This is a genomic window from Bradyrhizobium rifense (assembly GCF_008123425.1).
GTDB lineage: Bacteria > Pseudomonadota > Alphaproteobacteria > Rhizobiales > Xanthobacteraceae > Bradyrhizobium > Bradyrhizobium rifense.
On sequence record NZ_VSSS01000051.1, the window covers coordinates 202,788 to 220,295 of the forward strand.

Here is a 17,508-nt window from a genome sequence, read left to right on the forward strand (position 1 = left end):
TCAGACGAAGCTTGCGTTTTGTTCTCGTTGGCCACGAACACGTCCCTCTCGTCAGCATGACGGGGTATGATACGCCCGCGCCGCGTCTATAGATATGACGCGGACCTGTCTTGAGGCTACCGAATCCGCACGCTTCAAATCAATCCGTCCGGACTGGGGCTTTTGCACTGCAATAGATTCAATGACATGACAATTCAGTGACCAATTCAGTGGCTATGCAGCTGCGCCTCGTGCGGAATCACGCCGTGCCGCTCGAGGCCGCCCTGAGCCAGCCATTCGCCGGTGGCTTCGATCGCACGATCGATATGTTCGCCGGTGCGCGAGAAATCGTAGGGTGACCCGACCATCGGGCAGAGCGGCGGCACCACGACATATTCGATATCGGGGGCGAGGGCTTCGAGCTCGGCCATCAATTGCCGCGCGGTCAGCAGCGTCAGCGCATGCAGGGCATTGGCAACCGCACCGACCGGCGGGCTTGCGACCGCGCAGGCGTGTCCAGCCGGCAGCACGATCAACCGCTTTGCGCCCATCTTCACCGCAATCCGGACCGGCGTGTTCGAGGAGATCGCACCGTCGGCGAGGAAAAGGTTCCGGTAATGGACCGGCGTGAAGGCGCCGGGGATCGCGGTCGACGCCAGGATCGCCTCGACCGCCGGGCCATCCGACAGCACCACGCTCTCGCCGGAGACGAAATCGGTGGTGACGATGTGCAGGGGAAGCTGGGCCTCCTGCAGGTTGCGATAGGGTAGATGATCCTCGATCAGCTTGCGGATGCCGTCATGGGGGATCAGAAAGTCCCGCCGCCACATGAAGCCGAGCAGGGTCCGCCATGTGACCGGGAAGACGTCGTGGCGCTTCAGGCTGCGCCAGATCGCCTCCAGCCCGAGCACGCCCTTGAGCGAGGGATCGCCGGCATAATAAGCGCCGTTGATCGCGCCGACGCTGGAGCCGACCACGAGGTCGGCGACGACCCCGTGCTTGGCCAGCGCATGCATCATGCCGACCTGGATCGCCCCGAAACTGCCGCCGCCCGCCAGCACGTAGGCGGTCGGTCTCGGCGGACGACCATGGTCGATCGCGGACAAGGCGTGCGCAGCTCCCCCACCTCTCGCACCGCAACATCGCCGCGAGATTTCAGCGCGAGCTTATAACAAGCCACGCGCGGGCGACGCCAATAACAAAGTCGGGGGAGGATGGTGAGGGCCGAGCGGCGACTACCGCTCGACGAACGCCTTCTCGATCACGAAATGGCCGGGCTTGTTGCCGGAGCCTTCGATGAAATCGCGGCCTTCGAACATCACCTTCAGCTCTTCGAGCATCGCCGGGCTGCCGCACATCATGATGCGGTCGGTTGCGATGTCGAGCGGGCCCTGGCCGATGTCGTTGAATATCTGCTCGGAGCTGATGAGATCGGTGATGCGGCCGCGGTTGCGGAACGGCTCGCGGGTCACGGTCGGATAATAGATCAGCTTGTCAGCGAGCAGCTCGCCGAACAGCTCGTCCTCGCGCAAATTCGCGACCAGCTTCTCGCCATAGGCGAGCTCGGAGACCTGGCGGCAGCCGTGCACCAGCACGATGCTCTCGAACTGGTCATAGACCTCGGGGTCCTTGATCAGGCTCGCGAACGGCGCGAGGCCGGTGCCGGTCGAGAGCAGCATCAGCCGCTTGCCGGGGATGAGGTTGTCGGTGATCAGCGTGCCTGTCGCCTTGCGGCCGACCAGGATGGTGTCGCCTTCCTTGATCTTCTGCAGGCGCGAGGTCAGCGGACCGTCCTGCACCTTGATCGAGAAGAACTCGAGCTCCTCCTCGTGATTGGCGCTGGCCATGCTGTAGGCGCGCAGCAGCGGGCGGCCATCGATCTCGAGGCCGATCATCGCGAACTGGCCGTTCTGGAAGCGGAAGCCGGTGTCGCGCGTGGCGCGGAAGCTGAACAGCGTGTCGGTCCAGTGCTGGACGGAAAGAACCTTCTCTCGGTAAAACGCGCTCATGATTTTCGATATTCCGAATAATTGCGGTTTTAGGGCAAAAGCGCTGCCCGGCCCTGAAAACGGGGCGGACACCATTGCCATGGCGGAGGATTTCGCGTGTGTGATCTACGCCATTGAGACCAATAATCAACCTCGTTCCGGATGCAATTGATGCCGGTCAAAGCGGCATTTGCGGCGGAAATCGCCACATCATTAACGGATCTGCTGTCGCGGGCGCGCAGAGGGCAATTTCTTTTCCCTTTTGGGCGCAATTGCAGCACTTAATTCCGTCTCGCTCGCGATAATTTCATTAAGAATAGTTCTCACTTTCATCCCGGTTTGGCGCCGTTTCCCGCATTTTTGCGGCTTTTGGCGACAGGAATGATCGAGGCACATGGCAAGCAGTGAACGGATATTCGTCCAGGCCATCAGGAGCTATGGCGCGCGCCATGGCATCGACGTCGATGTCCGAGCCGGTGGTTGGCTGATCGCGATGCGCCGCGGCGAGATGCGCCGCTTCGCCTTCGGCTACGATATCGGCCTCAACAGCGCGATCGCACATCGCCTCGCCAACGACAAATCGGCGACCGCCGAGGCTCTGTCGCTTGCACACGTGCCCTGCATTCCGCATCACCTCTTCCTCAACCCGAAGCTGGGCAGGAATGTTGTTGATGCCGCCTGGCGAGAGGCCATGGTTGGGCTGCTTCACGACAATCCGCAAGGCGTGGTGGTGAAGCCCAACGAGGGGACGTCAGGACGATCGGTCTTCAGGGTGACGACAGAGACGGAGCTCGACCACGCGGCTGGCGAAGTCTTTTCGATGAGCACAGGGCTCGTGATCTCGCCTTATGTCGAGATCGAGGACGAGGTCCGTGTGATCCTGCTCGATGATGTGCCCCGCGTCGTCTACAGCAAGCTGCGTGGCGCGGATTGGCGGCACAATCTCGACGCCGGCGCAAAGCCGGTGCTGCTGGAGGACGGCGAGGTCCGCGCGGCCTGCGTCAAACTCGCGACCGATGCCGCAAGCGCCATCGGAATCGCCTTCGCGTCAATCGACGTGGTGCGCGTAGACGGCGACTGGCGCGTGCTCGAGATCAATTCCGGCGTGATGATGGAAGCGCTGGCGAAGCTGCATCCGGAGCTGGTTCAGGCGACGTATGATGCGGCGCTGGATCGGGTGTTTGGGAACGAACGTTGAGCGCTGATCTATCACCGTCACCCTGAGGCGGCCGCTTCTTCAGCGGCCCTCGAAGGGCTGTGGCCCGACTGCCAGCTCGGCCGTTCATCCTTCGAGGCTTGCTCAGCGGTGCAAATGCACCGCCGAGCGCGCACCTCAGGATGACGGAGACAGACGACCGCCGCTAATTATTCGCGCTCGCGGAATCGTCCATCGCCTTGAAGGCTTCTTCCAGTTGCAGCGAGATCGGCACGTTCATTTTCTCGCCGGTCGGCATCCGCGCGATGAACCATTTGTTGTAGAGCGGCACGAGGTCGTGGTTGGAGCCGAGCTTGCGGAAGGTGCGGTCCACCACGGCGGACAATTGCGGCTCACCCTTGCGGAACATGATGCCGTAGGGGTCGTAGGACAAATAGTCACCGGTGACGCGGAACTTGTCCTGCGATTTGTGCCGGACAATCAGGCCCGAGAGCAGAATATCGTCGGTCGCGAAGGCATCGGCCTTGCCGTCGACAAGCATCTGGTACGATTGCTCGTGATCGGCGCCGACGACGATGTTCAATCCCAGCGACGACTTCTTGTCGGCCGCCTGGATTGCCTGCTCGTTGGTGGTGCCCTTCGTCACCGCGATGGTCTTGCCTTTCAGATCGGTCAGCGACTGGACGCTGGACGCCTTCGGCACCATCAGCTTGGTGCCGGCGACGAACATCAGCGGCGAGAAGGCGACGCGCTTGCCGCGCTCGGAATTGGCCGTAGTAGAACCGCATTCCAGGTCGATCTTGTTCTCGAGCACGGCGTCGATGCGGTCGTCCGAGGTGACCTTGACGTAGTCGATCTTCAGATTGGGATCGTCGACCTCGACGCCGATCTCCTCGACGATGGCCTCGCAGAGTTCGAGGCTGTAGCCGATCGGGCGGTTGGCCTGATCGAGGAAGGAGAACGGCGGCGAGCTTTCGCGATAGCCGAGCCGCACGGTGTGTGCGTTCTTGATGGCGAGCAGCGTCGGGCTAAGCCCTTCGCTGCCGCCGGTCTGGGCGGAGGCGCCGGTCGCCAGCAGACACGCTGCCAGCAACAGGCCGCCCGAAATCGCCGTCAAAGGGCGCATGCCGCACTCCCGTCAGTGGCCGGCCATCGCTGGGACTTCGCCCGGCACCATGTCATCAGGCACAGCATCGCCCGGTCCCATCGCATGCTCGGGCCCGAGTTCGCCTTCCCACTTCGCCACGACCGAGGTCGCCAGCGTGTTGCCGATCACGTTGGTGGCGCTGCGGCCCATGTCGAGGAAGGTGTCGATGCCCATGATCATCAACAGCCCCGCCTCGGGGATGTTGAACTGCGACAGCGTCGAGGCGATCACCACAAGGGAGGCGCGCGGCACGCCGGCGACGCCCTTCGAGGTGATCATCAACGTTGCCAGCATCGCCAGCTGCGTGCCGAGCGGCATGTCGATGTGGTAGCTCTGCGCGATGAAGATGCTCGCAAAGGTGCAGTACATCATCGTGCCGTCGAGGTTGAAGGAATAGCCAAGCGGCAGCACGAAGCTCGAGATCCGCGACGAGGCGCCGAACTTGTTCAGTCCTTCCAGGGTCTTCGGATAGGCCGCTTCCGAGCTCGCGGTGGAGAACGCGATCATCAGCGGCTCGCGGATCAGCCGGAGCAAATGGCTGTAGCGCGGCCCGATCACGATGAAGCCGACGATCACCAGGATGCCCCAGAGGAGGAACAGCGAGAGATAGAAGCCGCCCATGAACACGATGAGCTTCCAGAGCACCAGCAGGCCGTTCTTGGCGACCGTTGCGGTGATGGCGGCCCATACCGCGAACGGCGCGAACAGCATCACATAGCTCGTCACCTTCAGCATGATGTGGCCGAGGTCATCGATCAGCGCCAGGATCTGCTTCGAGCGCTCCGGCAGCGCACCCATCGCCACCGAGAAGAACACGGCGAAGATCACGATCTGGAGGATCTCGTTCTGCGCCATCGCGTCCGCGATCGAGGTCGGGATCAGATGGGTCAGGAATTTCTCGATCGAGAAGGCGGAAACCGGCAGGCCGGTCGACTGCGCCTTGTCAGGCAACGTACCCGGGAAGTTGGCGCCGGGCTGGAGCAGGTTGACCATGACGAGGCCGAGCATCAGCGAGACGAAGGAGGCGCTGACGAACCAGCCCATGGTCTTGGCGAAGATGCGGCCGAGCTTGGAGCCCGAGCCCATATGGGCGATGCCGCCGACCAGGGTCGCAAACACCAGCGGCGCGATGATCATCTTGATCAGGCGCAGGAAGATCACGGCGATCAGGTTGATGGACGAGGCCCAGTCGCCCCGCGTATCGGGCAGGAAATTGTAGATCGCCGAGCCCATGATGATGCCCAGCACCATCGCGCCTAGAATGTATTGCGTAAACCTGTTCGACATTAATGACCCCCACTACACCGGCCGCTTCATGATGTCGCAGATATGACAGCGACGCAACACGCTTTGCGTGCGATTGCTTGAGCCGGATGTTCCCGTTGCGAAACTGGACGTAGGGATCTAGCCTTCATGCAGCGCACAACGAATGCGGCTTGCTCGTTTTCTTGGCTACGGCTGCATCAATAATTGTCAAACAGTCGGAGAGGGAACGCCATGACCGGAAGCGTCAATCGTCAAATTCTTCTGGTGGAAAAGCCGAGCGGCAAGCTCGGCTCCGAACACTTCAAGATGGTTGAAGGTGCAATGCCGGAACCGAAGGACGGCGAGGCCTTGCTGCGCGTGCGTTACATCTCGCTCGACGCCGCCAACCGCGCCTGGATGCACGGCGCGACTTATCGTTCAGCCGTGGAGGCCAACAGCGTGATGGCCGGCGGTGGCATTGCCGAGGTCGTCAGCTCGAAGGCGCCGGAGCTTGCGCCCGGCGACATCGTGTTCGGCGACACCGGCTGGCAGGAATTTGCCGCAGTGCCCGCAAAGCATTTGACGAGAATGCCGAAGCTCGAGCCGATGACGCATCTGCTCAGTGTGTTCGGCATCGCCGGCCTCACCGCCTATTTCGGCCTGCTCGAGGTCGGCAAACCCAGAGAAGGCGAGACCGTCGTCGTGTCGGCGGCCGCCGGATCGGTGGGCTCGATCGTCGGACAGATCGCCAAGATCAAGGGATGTCGCGTCATCGGCATCGCCGGCGGCGCGGACAAATGCCACTGGCTGACCTCCGAGCTCTGCTTCGATGCAGCAGTCGACTACAAGGACGGTGCAACGTTCAAGGCCCTGCGCGCGGCGGCGCCGAAGGGCATCGACGTCTATTTCGACAACGTCGGCGGCGACATTCTGGAAGCCTGTCTGCCGCAGATGAACAATTACGGCCGCATCGCCTGCTGCGGTGCGATCTCGCAATATGACGGGGCGCCATCGGCGCACGGCCCGCGCGGCGTGCCCGGCCTGATCGTGGTGAAGCGGCTCGTGATGCAGGGCTTCATCGTGATGGACTACATGAAGGAGAGCCAGCGCGCGCTCGCCCGATCTCCAGGCGTGGGTCAAGTCCGGCAAGCTGAAGGTGCAGGAAGACATCATCGACGGATTGCAGAACACGCCGAAGGCGCTGATCGGATTGCTCGCCGGCGAGAACCGCGGCAAGCGCATGGTCAAGCTGTGACGACGTAGTTACGTCGCAATTCCGCAGGTATTATCTACTTGCGGTAGTGACCAAAGCGGCCAAGATACCGGTCGCGAGGCATCACTCGCGACGATTGCGTTTGCATTACATTTAGAAAAATCATCGGCGTTGCCGACAGGGCAGGAATTCACCCAGATGTTCAACACGTTGAAACATGTTTCGACGCGAAAGGCGTTGCTCGCCGCAGCACTCTTCGCAACTGCAACAAGCGCATTCGCGCAAGCGCCGACCGAGGCGCAGAAGAGCGCCATCCGCTCCGCGTGCCGCTCGGATTTCATGGCGCACTGCGCGAGCGTGACGCCCGGCGGCGTTGAAGCGTATCAATGTTTGCAGAGCCACATGTCGAGCCTGTCGTCGGGATGCCAGACCGCGGTTCGCGCAGTCGAGCCGGCTGCGGCGCCGAAGAGCGAAGCAGCGCCCGCCAAATCCGAGCCGGCCAAATCTGAACCTGCAAAGACTGAGGCAGCACCGGCTGCCGAGCCTGCGGCGAAGCCGGCTGCAGAAACTGCTCCGAAAGCAGCGGCGGCCAAGCAGCCGAGCAGCGCGCAAGTTGGGGCGGTCAAGAGCGCGTGCCGCGGCGATTATCCCAAGGTTTGCGCCAGTGTGCCGCCGGGCGGTGCTCCTGCGCTCGAGTGCCTGGAGAAGAACAAGGCCAAGGTTTCGGCGGCTTGCGCGAAGGCCGTGACCGCCGCGGCCGGTGGCGGCGGCGCAACAGCGACGGCCGCGCCAGCAGCTGCTGCCGGAGCAGCACCGGCGGCCGCGCCAGCCGTGATCGTATTGCGCCCGCTGCGGCCGCGTGAAGAGCTGTTCATCGTCCGCTCCGCTTGCGGCGCCGACATCCGCACGCTCTGCGCCGGCGTCCAGCCCGGTGGCGGCCGCATCGTGCAATGCATCGCCAGCAACGCGGCGTCGCTCTCGCCCGGCTGCAAGGACGTGCTTGCGCCGTTCGCTGCGCGATAAGCGGCGCGCTGCTCACGCTGCCATCAATGGTGAGCGGCGCGCGTGAATTTTCGCGCGCCTCTTGCGATCAATCTTTTGCCGACAACCGATTTCAATCACGACAAGACCGGGAGAAACACATGCGTGCATTTCTGCTCATCACTTCCGCGCTGCTCGCCTTTGCGGCGACAATGACGTTCGAGTCGTCTGATGCCAACGCGGTCGTGTGCGCCCGCGGCGTCTACCGCGCCGGTTGCGCCGGACCGAACGGCGCCGTCGTGGTCCGCAGGCCGGTTCCGGCGGTTCGCTGTACCAGGGTGCTGGTGGACGGGGTCTACGTAAAACGCTGCGTCTGACGCGCGGGTGGTCAATCCGGCGTAGTTTGGCTATGATTCGCAGCTGACGGTTTCGGGCACACGCGAAAATTGTGCCCACGGCCGTGCTGCGGCCTGCTACGCCTTTCCGATAATTCCGCTGGCGTGGGAAGCCGGAGCCCATTAGTCTACCCTGAGATAGTAAGTATACTGTCAATTAGGGAGGCAGAATTTGCGGATCGCCGTGATTGGCGGGGGGCCCGGTGGGCTCTATTTCGCCTATCTCTGGAAGAAGCGTCACCCCGAGGATCAAGTCGACCTGTTCGAACAGAACCCGGCCGACGCGACCTGGGGCTTTGGCGTGGTGTTCTCCGACCAGGCTCTCGAGTTTCTGCGCGCTGACGACCCCGAGACGGTCGATGCGATCGCGCCGCATATGGAGAGCTGGGAGAACATCACGCTGAACCACGGTAGCGACAGCGTCGCCATCGACGGCGTCGGCTTCTCCTCGATCGGCCGGCTGGAGCTCCTGCAGTTCCTGCAGCAGCGCGCGCTCGATGCCGGCGTCACGGCGCGCTTCGACACCCAGATCCAAACGATCGACCAGCTCAACGGCCACGATCTGATCGTCGCCTCCGACGGCTTGAATTCGCTGGTGCGCCGCGCTTACGAGGGCGATTTCGGCACCTCGCTGTCCTACTCCTCCAACAAATTCGTCTGGTACGGTACCTCAAAACACTTCGAGACGCTGTCGCAGACGTTCGTGAAGACCGACCGCGGCGCCTTCAACGCTCACCACTATCGCTATTCGCCGACCATGAGCACGTTCCTGGTCGAATGCGACAACGCGACCTGGCAGGCCTATGGCTTCGCCTACAAGGACGCCGAGCAGTCCAAGGGCGTCTGCGAAGAGGTGTTTGCCGACACGCTCGGCGGCCACTGCCTGGTCTCCAACAAATCGGTCTGGCGCAATTTTCCCTGGGTCTGGAACGAGCACTGGTCGTTCAAGAACATGGTGCTGATTGGCGATGCGCTGCACTCGGCACATTTCTCGATCGGCTCGGGCACGCGGCTCGCGATCGAGGATGCGGTCGCGCTGGTGAAGGCGCTGGAATCGGATGCGCATCTGACGACTGCGCTGCATCGCTACCAGGCGGCGCGCAAGCCGGTGGTGCAAAAGCTCGTCAATGCCGCGCGCACCAGCGCCTTCTGGTACGAGCACTTTGCCCAGCACATGCAGCTCGGCCTGATGGATTTCGCCTATAGCTACATCACCCGCTCCGGCCGCATCGACGATGCACGTCTGCGCCACATGTCGCCGACCTTCATGGCGCAATACGAGGCCGCGAAAAACGGCGGAGACGCGGACGGCGAGGCTACGGCATGAGCAACGAGATACGCGACCAGGTGCCCGCGGACAGCGCGGGCGCCCGCGAGATCGGCTTTGCCGTTCCGGAAACCTACAACGCCAGCCGCGTGCTGTTCGACAATCTCGCCAAAGGCCGCAGCGACAAGCTCGCGCTGATTGGCCCGGCGGGCACGCGGACCTATGCCGAGCTCTGTGCCGAGGCTTGCCGCTGGGGCAACGGCTTTGCGTCGCTCGGCCTGCAGCGCGGTGACCGCGTGCTGCTGTTCCTCGACGACACGCCGGCCTATACCGCCGCCTTCTTCGGCGCGGTGCGCGCCGGCTTCGTGCCGCTGCTGATCAACACGCTGACGCCGCCGGACCTGCTGCAATTCTATCTCGCCGATTCCGGCGCGACCGTTGCGGTGGCGGATGCCGAATTCTGCGCGCGCTTCAACACCGAGGCCTGCAAGGACACGGAGCTGCGCGCGCTGATCGTCGTCAATGGCGATGTCGGCGATCACGCCGCGCCCAAGGCGATGGCTGCCGCGAACTGGCTTTCGCAATTCCCGGCCGAGCTGGCCGAAGCGCCGACGCATCGCGACGAGATGGCGTTCTGGATGTACTCCTCCGGCTCGACCGGCCGGCCCAAGGGCATCGTGCATCTCCAGCACGACATGGCCTATAGCGAGGTCGCTTTTGCGCAAAACGTGCTGAAGCTGACCCCGGACGACATCTGCTTCTCCGTGCCGAAGATTTTCTTCGCCTATGGCTTTGGCAACTCCGTCACCTTTCCGTTCTCCGCGGGCGCGGCAACTTTGCTTCTGCCGGGGCAGCCGAAGCCTGCTTCGATCTTCGCCGCGATCGAGCAGTACAAGCCGACGGTCTTCTTCGGTTTGCCGACGCTTTATACCTCGCTGACCAGGGCCGAGGGCGCGCAACAGACGAACTTCTCGTCGCTGCGCATGGCGCTGTCAGCCGCCGAAGTGCTCTCGGCCGATGTCTTCAACGGCTGGAAAGCGCTCACGGGCCTGGAGATCGTCGAAGGTCTCGGCTCGACCGAGGTGTTGCACATCTATCTCTCCAACCGCCCCGAGCAGAAGAAGCTCGGCGCGGCGGGCTTGCGCGTTCCCGGCTACGAGGTCGCACTGCGCGACAAGGAAGGGCGCGACGTCGGCGACCATGAGGAAGGCATTTTGTGGGTGCGCGGCGATTCCAACACGCCGCTGTACTGGAACCGGTCGGACAAATCCGCCGAGACCATCCGCGAGGGCGGCTGGATCTACACCGGCGACCGCTTTGTTCGCGACAGCGACGGTTTTCACTTCTTCCGCGGCCGCGCCGATGATCTCATCAAGATCTCGGGCCAGTGGGTCTACCCGCTCGAGGTCGAGCTGTGCCTCGCCGACCATCCCGAGATTCGCGAATGCGCCGTGTTCGCGGCCGAACTGCCGGACCGGCGCATGACGCTGAAGGCCGTGGTGGTCATGAACAACCGCGCCACTGACCAGAACGACGCGACGCGGCGGCTGCAGGATTACGTCAAGGGCAAGCTCTTGCCCTACAAATATCCGCGCGAGGTGATTTTCATCGACGAGCTGCCAAAGACGGGTACCGGGAAGATCGATCGGCAAGCGTTGTTGCGGATGTGAGGCGACGTACCCTCACCCACCCTTCCCCAGATGCTCCAGCGCATCCTCCGCCCGAAGCGGCACCCGCGAGGCTTCGTTGTTGAGATCGACGAGCTGCGCCATGAGCCCCATCAGCGCCTTGCGTTCGGTGGGCTTGAGCGGCTCCAGCATGCGCGCCTGCGCACGTTCGACAGCGGGGATGATCTCGCGCAGAATCGCGGCGCCCAGCTTGGTCAGATAGAGCAGCTTGATACGCTTGTCCTCTGGCGCCGGCTTGCGCTCGACAAAATCCTTGGCCTGAAGACGCTCGATCACGCTACCGAGCGTGGAGCGGTCGAAGGCGATCACTGCCGACAGCCGCGTCGCGTCGATGCCGGGATGGGTGTGGATCGCGATCAGCGCCGCATATTGCACCGGCGTGAGATCGAACGCCTTGCACTCCTCTATGAAGATCGAGACCGCGATTTGCTGCATGCGCCGGAACAGATAGCCCGGCGCGGCATAGACCGCGTCTATCGTGATCGGAGGAAGAGGCTTACTCGGCATCGGGCTGTTTCTCCGGAGCGGCATTGGCGAAGGCGGGCAGCGCCTTGGCGGCGGCCTCGGCCTTGAGCAGACGGGGATACGCCGCGACATCGACGCCGAAGCGGCGCGCATTGGCGAGCTGCGGCACGAGGCAGAGATCGGCGAGCGTCGGTGCATCGCCGAAGCAGAACGGCCCCTTCTCATCCCTGATCAGCGTCTCGCAGGCCGACAACCCCTCGCGATTGACCCAGGCGGCCCAATCCTGGACCTTCTCTTCGGGCAGCCCAAGCTCGCGCAGCCGCGCCAGCACCTTCAAATTCTGCACCGGGTGGGTGTCGCAGGCAATCGCAAGCGCAAACGCCCGCACCTTGGCGCGCTGCAGCGTATCCTTCGGCAGCAATGGCGGATTGGGGTGCGTCTCGTCGAGCCATTCGATAATCGCGACCGACTGGGTCAGCACCACGCCCGCATCATCCTCCAGCGCCGGCACCAGGCCTTGCGGATTGATGGCGAGATAGGCGGGCGCACATTGTTCGCCCTTGCGAAGATGATGCGGCAAATGCTCGGCACCGAGGCCCTTGAGATTCAGCGCGATGCGCACGCGGTAGGCGGCGCTGGACCGGAAATAGCCGTGCAGCTTCATCGGAACTCTCCCTCTGAATTTTCTCGTTACTTAGCAAGAGCGGCCGCCATTGACGCTAAAAAGATTGTCAGTATGCTGTCAATCTAGAAAAACGACGGGAGCCGCGCCATGGAAGCCGTGACCAAGACGCCGGAACGCGAGGCGTTCTACAAGAAGATCGACGGCGAGAATCTCACCGCGCTGTGGACGGTGATGAGCGATTTGATCACGCCGGAGCCGAAGAGCGCCTGCCGGCCGCACCTGTGGAAATTCGATGTCATCCGCGACTACATGCGTGAGGCCGGCAAGCTGATCACCGCCAAGGAAGCCGAGCGGCGGGTGCTGGTGCTGGAGAACCCGGGCCTGCGCGGCCAGTCCAGGATCACGACATCGCTCTATGCCGGCGTGCAGATGGTGGTGCCCGGCGACGTCGCGCCCGCGCACCGGCACAGCCAGTCGGCGCTGCGCTTCGTGCTCGAGGGCAAGGGCGCGCATACCGCCGTTGACGGCGAGCGCACCGCGATGGAGCCCGGCGACTTCATCATCACGCCGTCGATGACATGGCACGATCATTCCAACGAGACCAGCGAGCCGATGTTCTGGCTCGACGGCCTCGATATTCCGCTGGTGCAGTTCTTCGACTGCTCCTTCGCGGAAGGCTCCAAGGAAGACCAGCAGAAGATCACAAAGCCTGCCGGCGACAGCTTTGCCCGCTACGGTCACAATTTGCTGCCGGTCGATGTGAAACGGTCATCGAAGACCTCGCCGATCTTCAGCTATCCCTACGCCTACACCCGCGAGGCGCTGGAGAAGGCCAGGACGAGCCAGGAATGGGACGCCTGCCACGGGCTGAAGCTCAAGTTCAGCAACCCCGAGACCGGCGATTTCGCGATGCCGACCATCGGGACCTTCATTCAATTGCTGCCGAAGGGCTTCAAGACCGCACGCTACCGCGCGACGGACGCAACGGTGTTCTGTCCGATCGAAGGCAAGGGCCGCAGCCGCATCGGCGATGCGGTTTTCGAGTGGGGCCCGCGCGATCTGTTCGTGGTGCCGAGCTGGCAATGGGTGACGCACGAGGCGGATGACGACGCGGTGCTGTTCAGCTTCTCGGACCGGCCGGTGCAGCAGAAGCTGGATTTGTTTCGGGAAGATCGCGGGAACGCGTGAGGGTCACGCTGTTGGCCACGTCGTCATCGCGAGCGAAGCGAAGCAATCCAGAATCTTCCCGCGGAGACAGTCTGGATTGCTTCGTCGCTTCGCTCCTCGCAATGACGGGCGCGGCTAGCGCCAGTGCAGCAGCTTGATCTCGAGCAGATTAATTACCTTCCCGACCACAAGCCCGAACACCGACAGGATCACCACGCCCGCGAGCAGCTGATCGGTCTGCATGAGATTACCGGCCTGGAGCACGAAGGCGCCGATGCCGTATTGGGCGCCGATCATCTCCGCGCTGACGACGAGCAGCAGCGCCACTGACGCCGTGATGCGAAAGCCGGCGAGGATGGCGGGCAGCGCGCCCGGCCACACCACCTTGCGCACGATGGTGGCGAAGGGAACGTTGAAACTTTGCGCCATGCGGATGAGGTTGCGCGGCACCGCATCGACGCCGCTATAGACCGAGATCGCGGTCGAGAAGAACACCCCAAGCGCAATGGTCGCGATCTTCGGCTCTTCGCCGATGCCGAGCCAGAGGATCAGGAGCGGCAGCAGCGCGATCTTCGGGATCGGAAACAGCGCCGAGATGAAGGTGATGCCGACGCTGCGCGCCAGCCGCGACAGGCCGATGGCGAAGCCGACCGCGACGCCAGCCGTGGTCCCCAGCAGCCAGCCGACGCCGATGCGCAGGATCGACGCCGAGAGGTGCTGCCAGAGCGCGCCCGACATCGCGAGCTGATAGATCGCCCGCACGATGGCCGAAGGAGCCGGCAGGAACAGCGGATTGACGAGGCCGGTGCTGCCCGCCACCTGCCAGATGGCGATGACCAGCGCGAGCGCGATCCAGCCGGCGAAGCGGCTGGACGCAGGCACGAAGCCCGCGCCGCGGAAACGCACGCGCCGCGTCGTATCATCCTTGGTTGATGTGTCCGTCGCGCGATCAAGCATGCTGCACCTCGCGCTCGGCGTCGATCGCCTCGTTGCGGATCAGCGACCAGATCTGGTTCTGCAGCGCCAGCAGCTTTTCGCGCGCAGCGATTTCGCCGCGTTCAGCGCGCGTCATCGGCACGGCGACAACCTCGCGGATACGGCCCGGCCGCCGCGACAACACCACGATGTGGTCGGCGAGCCGAGCCGCCTCTTCGAGATTGTGCGTGACATAGACCGCACCCATGCCGCCATCGGCGAGCAGGCGAACGAAATCCTCCATCAGCAGCTCGCGCGTCTGCGAGTCCAATGCCGAGAGCGGCTCGTCCATCAGCAGGATGGCAGGCTTGACCGCAAGCGCGCGCGAAATGCCGACGCGCTGGCGCATGCCGCCGGAGAGCTGCTTTGGATAGGTCTTGCGAAAATCGGTCAGTCCCGTGCGGCGCAGGGCATCCTCGACCAGCGCGCGGCGCTGCGCGGCCGAGAGCTGGGTATGGAGCAGCGGGAATTCGACATTCTCCTCGACCGTCGCCCAGGGCAGCAACGCAAAATCCTGGAACACGAAGGTCAGCGGATTAAGGCTGTCCGCCGGCGGCGTGCCACGCAGCTCGGGCGCACCCGACGTCGGCTGCAGCAGCCCGCCGAGGATCGACAGCAGCGTGCTCTTGCCACAGCCGGAGGGCCCCACGATCGCCACCACCTCGCCCGCACTCACCGTGAACGAGATGTCGTCGAGCACGGCGAGATCGCCGAAGCGGTGGGAGATGTGGTTGGCGATCAGGTCCATATGCTGCGTTCTACTCTCAATCCGCCTTCACAAAATCCTTGGCGATGATCGTATTGGCATCAAAGCCCTTGTCGGCAAAGCCCTGCTCCTGGAGCCATTTGATCTGGTTGTCGACGTTCTTGACGTCGAGCTTGCCGTCCGGATCGATATAGGCGCAATTGCCGACCACCTGCTCGACCGGCAAATTGGTGTACTTTGCGATGATCTCCAGCAACGGCTTTGTCTTGTCGTTGATCGGCGCAACGCCGTCCTTCATCGAAGCCAGAATGACGTCGTGATATTCGCGATCGGCTTTTGCGAGTACATCGAGAAATTTCGTCACCAGCACCTTGTTGGTCAGTGTCTTCGGCGAGGCGAACACCGCGCCCAATTGCCAGGGCGTCTCGTCGCCGACCCAGCCCAGGAATTTTGCGCCGCCTTCGTCCATCAGCTTTCGCGCCGTCGAGATCGGCAGCAGCGCCGCATCGACGGTCTCGCCCTTCAGCGCGGCGGCTGCGTTCGACAATGACTGCAGCGGCACGATCTTCACTTCAGAGAGCTTGAAGCCGTATTTGTCGGCGAGCAGGCCGAGTGAATAATGGAAGGATGATCCGACCTGCGTGACCGCGATGCGCTTGCCCGCGAGATCCTTCGGCGTCTTGAGGCCGCTCACGTAGGCGTTGTTACTGGCGAAATAGCCGATCAGGGGATAGCCGGCCTTCTCGCGGCTCATGCCGCCGATCACCTTCAGCACGCCCTTGCCCGCGAGATTATAGAGGCCGGCGGTGAAAGCCGTGACGCCGAAATCGACATCGCCCGAGGTCGTGGCGACCGCAATCGGCTGCGCCGCGTCGAAAAATTTCAGCTCGACGTCGAGGCCGGCTTCGCGAAAGTAGCCCTTGTCCTGCGCGATGAAGACCGGCGCCGAGGACGACAGGCGGAGCACGCCGATCTTGGCCTTCAGTGCGTCTTCGGCCCGGGCCGTGCCCATCGCCATCATCGCCAAAAGGCCAGCTGCCGCGAGCCGCGCAATCCCGATCATCCCGCTTCCTCCAATGGTTCTTCTTGCAGTCCGTTACAGGCCCTCGGGCACCGGCTGGTCCCGCCCGATAAAGGCGCCCTGTTGTTTCAACGTTTCCTGCAATTTTTCAACGGGTAAGTCACGCGGGACCCGATTTCCGGACAGCGCCAGGGCGGCTGCGGAACCCGCGGCCTCCCCCATCACGAAACAGGCCCCGGAAACCCGCGCCGCCGACTGCCCCTCATGGGTCATCGAGGCACAGCGGCCGGCGACCAGGAGGTTATCGACGCCCTCGGGCACCAGCATCCGGTACGGCAGCTCGTTATAGCCGCGCGATTCCGGGATCGGCGGGAAGGTGAAGACGACGTCGCCGGGAACATGGGCCTCGATCGGCCAGCCATTGACGCCGATGGAATCCTCGAACGAGGCGCAGCCAAGCACGTCCTCGCCGCTGAGCTGATAGCCACCCTTGATGCGCCGGGTCTCGCGGATGCCGAGCTGCGGCGGCAGATCGACGATGTAGGATTTTTCAAACCCCGGCACGGTGCGCAGGAATTCATAGGCTGCGAGCGCCTGCTTGCGGCCCTCGATCTCGCCGCGGGTGAGATCGTCGGGCTCGACACCATTGATGGCGTGGCCGTCCTCGCGCGCGATCTGGGTGAAATTCACTCGCCATTCGATGCCGGATTTTTGCGGCCGCACGATCGCGCTCTTGCGCGGGAATTTGTGCGTGCCGGCTGCGGTGGCCTGTTCCATCAATTGCGGGATGGTCCGCCAGGCATCGCCCGCCTTTGCGGGATCGATGCCGTTGAGGCGGAGCATCATCGACGGGTACATCGGATGGCCGTGTTCATCGCCAATGTCGAACGGCGCGCCGGCCCAGACCGCGAGATCGCCGTCGCCGGAGCAATCGATGAAAATCTCTGATCGTACCGCCTGCCGGCCCGCCTTGGTCTCGACCATCAGCGCGTCGATGCGGCGGTTATCGCCCATCACGACGCCGGCACCGAGCGCATGGAAGAGAATGTGGACCTTGTGGCTCGCCAGCAGCTCGTCGGCTGCGATCTTGTAGGCCGCGGTGTCATAGGCCTGGGCGAAGACCTTACCGAGGATCAGATGTGGCGCATTAAGGCCGTTTAGACGATCGATCCGCGCCAGCAGGTCGGACGCCATACCCTGCACCAGCCGGACGGCCTCGCCGTAAACATTGCCATGCAGGCCGCAGAAATTGGTGACGCCTGCCGCGGTGCCCATGCCGCCGAGAAAGCCATAGCGCTCGATCAGCAGCGTTTTCCGTCCGGCGCGCGCGGCGGACGCCGCTGCCACGATGCCGGCGGGGCCGCCGCCGAGCACGACGACTTCATATTCGCCGTAAAGCGGCACCTTGCGCGCTGGTTCTTCGATCGTCGTGGCCCGCATGGCGCGTCCTTCTCCCAAAATCTCTTGCTTGGGGCCGACTATGAATTAGC

At 63.3% G+C, this 17,508-nt stretch carries 17 protein-coding genes and 1 pseudogene; 8 read left to right on the forward strand and 10 right to left on the reverse strand.

All coding sequences use genetic code 11. The features are described from left to right. Positions 1 to 206 precede the first annotated feature (206 nt). Together FXB40_RS31720 and FXB40_RS31725 are read right to left on the reverse strand one after the other, a co-directional pair. Complete coding sequence (locus FXB40_RS31720) at positions 207 to 1,085, reverse strand: patatin-like phospholipase family protein (RefSeq protein WP_246208073.1); 879 nt, start codon at positions 1,083 to 1,085, stop codon at positions 207 to 209. 129 nt (positions 1,086 to 1,214) lie between these two features. Continuing rightward, the gene (locus FXB40_RS31725; RefSeq protein ID WP_148776031.1) at positions 1,215 to 1,988 is read right to left on the reverse strand and encodes a ferredoxin--NADP reductase; all 774 of its coding nucleotides are present in this window, start codon (positions 1,986 to 1,988) and stop codon (positions 1,215 to 1,217) included. Between FXB40_RS31725 and FXB40_RS48755 the strand changes: the two genes are divergently transcribed. Together FXB40_RS48755 and FXB40_RS31730 are read left to right on the forward strand one after the other, a co-directional pair. Then, the gene (locus tag FXB40_RS48755; RefSeq protein ID WP_210352196.1) at positions 1,987 to 2,139 is read left to right on the forward strand and encodes a hypothetical protein; all 153 of its coding nucleotides are present in this window, start codon (positions 1,987 to 1,989) and stop codon (positions 2,137 to 2,139) included. The genes FXB40_RS31725 and FXB40_RS48755 overlap by 2 nt on opposite strands. A gap of 222 nt (positions 2,140 to 2,361) precedes the next feature. Next, complete coding sequence (locus tag FXB40_RS31730; RefSeq protein WP_148776032.1) at positions 2,362 to 3,165, forward strand: ATP-grasp domain-containing protein; 804 nt, start codon at positions 2,362 to 2,364, stop codon at positions 3,163 to 3,165. A gap of 163 nt (positions 3,166 to 3,328) precedes the next feature. On the opposite strand, the gene FXB40_RS31735 is transcribed toward FXB40_RS31730, so the two are convergent. Further along, the gene (locus tag FXB40_RS31735) at positions 3,329 to 4,249 is read right to left on the reverse strand and encodes an amino acid ABC transporter substrate-binding protein (RefSeq protein WP_148776033.1); all 921 of its coding nucleotides are present in this window, start codon (positions 4,247 to 4,249) and stop codon (positions 3,329 to 3,331) included. Positions 4,250 to 4,261: 12 nt separating this feature from the next. Next, entirely contained in the window at positions 4,262 to 5,557 is a 1,296-nt protein-coding gene (locus FXB40_RS31740) for a dicarboxylate/amino acid:cation symporter (RefSeq protein WP_148776034.1), read from the reverse strand. Between the two features lie 210 nt (positions 5,558 to 5,767). Between FXB40_RS31740 and FXB40_RS31745 the strand changes: the two are divergent. From FXB40_RS31745 to FXB40_RS31765, 5 genes and pseudogenes are all read left to right on the forward strand, one after another. Next, positions 5,768 to 6,770 (forward strand): annotated as a pseudogene (locus FXB40_RS31745) (NADP-dependent oxidoreductase). A gap of 156 nt (positions 6,771 to 6,926) precedes the next feature. Next, the gene (locus tag FXB40_RS31750) at positions 6,927 to 7,751 is read left to right on the forward strand and encodes a cysteine rich repeat-containing protein (protein WP_148776035.1); all 825 of its coding nucleotides are present in this window, start codon (positions 6,927 to 6,929) and stop codon (positions 7,749 to 7,751) included. A 119-nt stretch (positions 7,752 to 7,870) separates the two neighbouring features. After that, entirely contained in the window at positions 7,871 to 8,086 is a 216-nt protein-coding gene (locus FXB40_RS31755; RefSeq protein ID WP_148776036.1) for a hypothetical protein, read from the forward strand. Between the two features lie 190 nt (positions 8,087 to 8,276). Continuing rightward, positions 8,277 to 9,431 (forward strand): FAD-dependent monooxygenase, encoded by a 1,155-nt coding sequence (locus tag FXB40_RS31760; RefSeq protein ID WP_187437282.1) that lies wholly within the window; start codon positions 8,277 to 8,279, stop codon positions 9,429 to 9,431. Then, positions 9,428 to 11,041, forward strand: coding sequence for a benzoate-CoA ligase family protein (locus tag FXB40_RS31765; protein ID WP_148776037.1), 1,614 nt, complete (start codon positions 9,428 to 9,430; stop codon positions 11,039 to 11,041). Before FXB40_RS31760 ends, FXB40_RS31765 begins: the two co-directional genes overlap by 4 nt. A 12-nt stretch (positions 11,042 to 11,053) precedes the next feature. Here the strand turns inward: FXB40_RS31765 and FXB40_RS31770 are convergent, their stop codons facing one another. Together FXB40_RS31770 and maiA are read right to left on the reverse strand one after the other, a co-directional pair. After that, complete coding sequence (locus FXB40_RS31770; protein ID WP_187437283.1) at positions 11,054 to 11,566, reverse strand: MarR family winged helix-turn-helix transcriptional regulator; 513 nt, start codon at positions 11,564 to 11,566, stop codon at positions 11,054 to 11,056. After that, positions 11,556 to 12,188 carry a maleylacetoacetate isomerase gene (gene maiA / locus FXB40_RS31775; RefSeq protein ID WP_148776040.1) on the reverse strand — a complete coding sequence of 211 codons (633 nt, stop codon included), beginning with the start codon at positions 12,186 to 12,188 and terminating at the stop codon, positions 11,556 to 11,558. The genes FXB40_RS31770 and maiA overlap by 11 nt, the downstream gene beginning before the upstream one ends. A gap of 108 nt (positions 12,189 to 12,296) precedes the next feature. Between maiA and gtdA the strand changes: the two genes are divergently transcribed. Further along, positions 12,297 to 13,337, forward strand: a complete 1,041-nt coding sequence (gene gtdA / locus FXB40_RS31780; protein WP_148776041.1) for a gentisate 1,2-dioxygenase — start codon at positions 12,297 to 12,299, stop codon at positions 13,335 to 13,337. Between the two features lie 114 nt (positions 13,338 to 13,451). On the opposite strand, the gene FXB40_RS31785 is transcribed toward gtdA, so the two are convergent. The 4 genes from FXB40_RS31785 to FXB40_RS31800 are packed head-to-tail and all read right to left on the reverse strand — an operon-like array spanning position 13,452 to position 17,458. Further along, on the reverse strand, positions 13,452 to 14,273 hold the full coding sequence (locus FXB40_RS31785; protein ID WP_148776042.1) for an ABC transporter permease: 822 nt from the start codon (positions 14,271 to 14,273) through the stop codon (positions 13,452 to 13,454). Beyond that, positions 14,266 to 15,039: an ABC transporter ATP-binding protein gene (locus tag FXB40_RS31790; protein ID WP_148776043.1), complete on the reverse strand. Its 774-nt coding sequence runs from the start codon at positions 15,037 to 15,039 to the stop codon at positions 14,266 to 14,268. The genes FXB40_RS31785 and FXB40_RS31790 overlap by 8 nt, the downstream gene beginning before the upstream one ends. A gap of 16 nt (positions 15,040 to 15,055) precedes the next feature. Continuing rightward, on the reverse strand, positions 15,056 to 16,060 hold the full coding sequence (locus FXB40_RS31795) for an ABC transporter substrate-binding protein (RefSeq protein ID WP_148776044.1): 1,005 nt from the start codon (positions 16,058 to 16,060) through the stop codon (positions 15,056 to 15,058). A 33-nt stretch (positions 16,061 to 16,093) separates the two neighbouring features. Continuing rightward, positions 16,094 to 17,458 (reverse strand): FAD-dependent oxidoreductase, encoded by a 1,365-nt coding sequence (locus FXB40_RS31800; RefSeq protein ID WP_148776045.1) that lies wholly within the window; start codon positions 17,456 to 17,458, stop codon positions 16,094 to 16,096. Between the last annotated feature and the right edge of the window lie 50 nt (positions 17,459 to 17,508).

Bases quoted from the DNA above. Each gene is read 5' to 3' on its own strand.
- FXB40_RS48755 (WP_210352196.1), top strand. From the start codon at position 1,987: ATGATTTTCGATATTCCGAATAATTGCGGTTTTAGGGCAAAAGCGCTG.
- FXB40_RS31725 (WP_148776031.1), bottom strand. From the start codon at position 1,988: ATGAGCGCGTTTTACCGAGAGAAGGTTCTTTCCGTCCAGCACTGGACC.
- FXB40_RS31730 (WP_148776032.1), top strand. From the start codon at position 2,362: ATGGCAAGCAGTGAACGGATATTCGTCCAGGCCATCAGGAGCTATGGC.
- FXB40_RS31735 (WP_148776033.1), bottom strand. From the start codon at position 4,249: ATGCGCCCTTTGACGGCGATTTCGGGCGGCCTGTTGCTGGCAGCGTGT.
- FXB40_RS31740 (WP_148776034.1), bottom strand. From the start codon at position 5,557: ATGTCGAACAGGTTTACGCAATACATTCTAGGCGCGATGGTGCTGGGC.
- FXB40_RS31750 (WP_148776035.1), top strand. From the start codon at position 6,927: ATGTTCAACACGTTGAAACATGTTTCGACGCGAAAGGCGTTGCTCGCC.
- FXB40_RS31755 (WP_148776036.1), top strand. From the start codon at position 7,871: ATGCGTGCATTTCTGCTCATCACTTCCGCGCTGCTCGCCTTTGCGGCG.
- FXB40_RS31765 (WP_148776037.1), top strand. From the start codon at position 9,428: ATGAGCAACGAGATACGCGACCAGGTGCCCGCGGACAGCGCGGGCGCC.
- FXB40_RS31770 (WP_187437283.1), bottom strand. From the start codon at position 11,566: ATGCCGAGTAAGCCTCTTCCTCCGATCACGATAGACGCGGTCTATGCC.
- maiA (WP_148776040.1), bottom strand. From the start codon at position 12,188: ATGAAGCTGCACGGCTATTTCCGGTCCAGCGCCGCCTACCGCGTGCGC.
- gtdA (WP_148776041.1), top strand. From the start codon at position 12,297: ATGGAAGCCGTGACCAAGACGCCGGAACGCGAGGCGTTCTACAAGAAG.
- FXB40_RS31785 (WP_148776042.1), bottom strand. From the start codon at position 14,273: ATGCTTGATCGCGCGACGGACACATCAACCAAGGATGATACGACGCGG.
- FXB40_RS31790 (WP_148776043.1), bottom strand. From the start codon at position 15,039: ATGGACCTGATCGCCAACCACATCTCCCACCGCTTCGGCGATCTCGCC.
- FXB40_RS31795 (WP_148776044.1), bottom strand. From the start codon at position 16,060: ATGATCGGGATTGCGCGGCTCGCGGCAGCTGGCCTTTTGGCGATGATG.
- FXB40_RS31800 (WP_148776045.1), bottom strand. From the start codon at position 17,458: ATGCGGGCCACGACGATCGAAGAACCAGCGCGCAAGGTGCCGCTTTAC.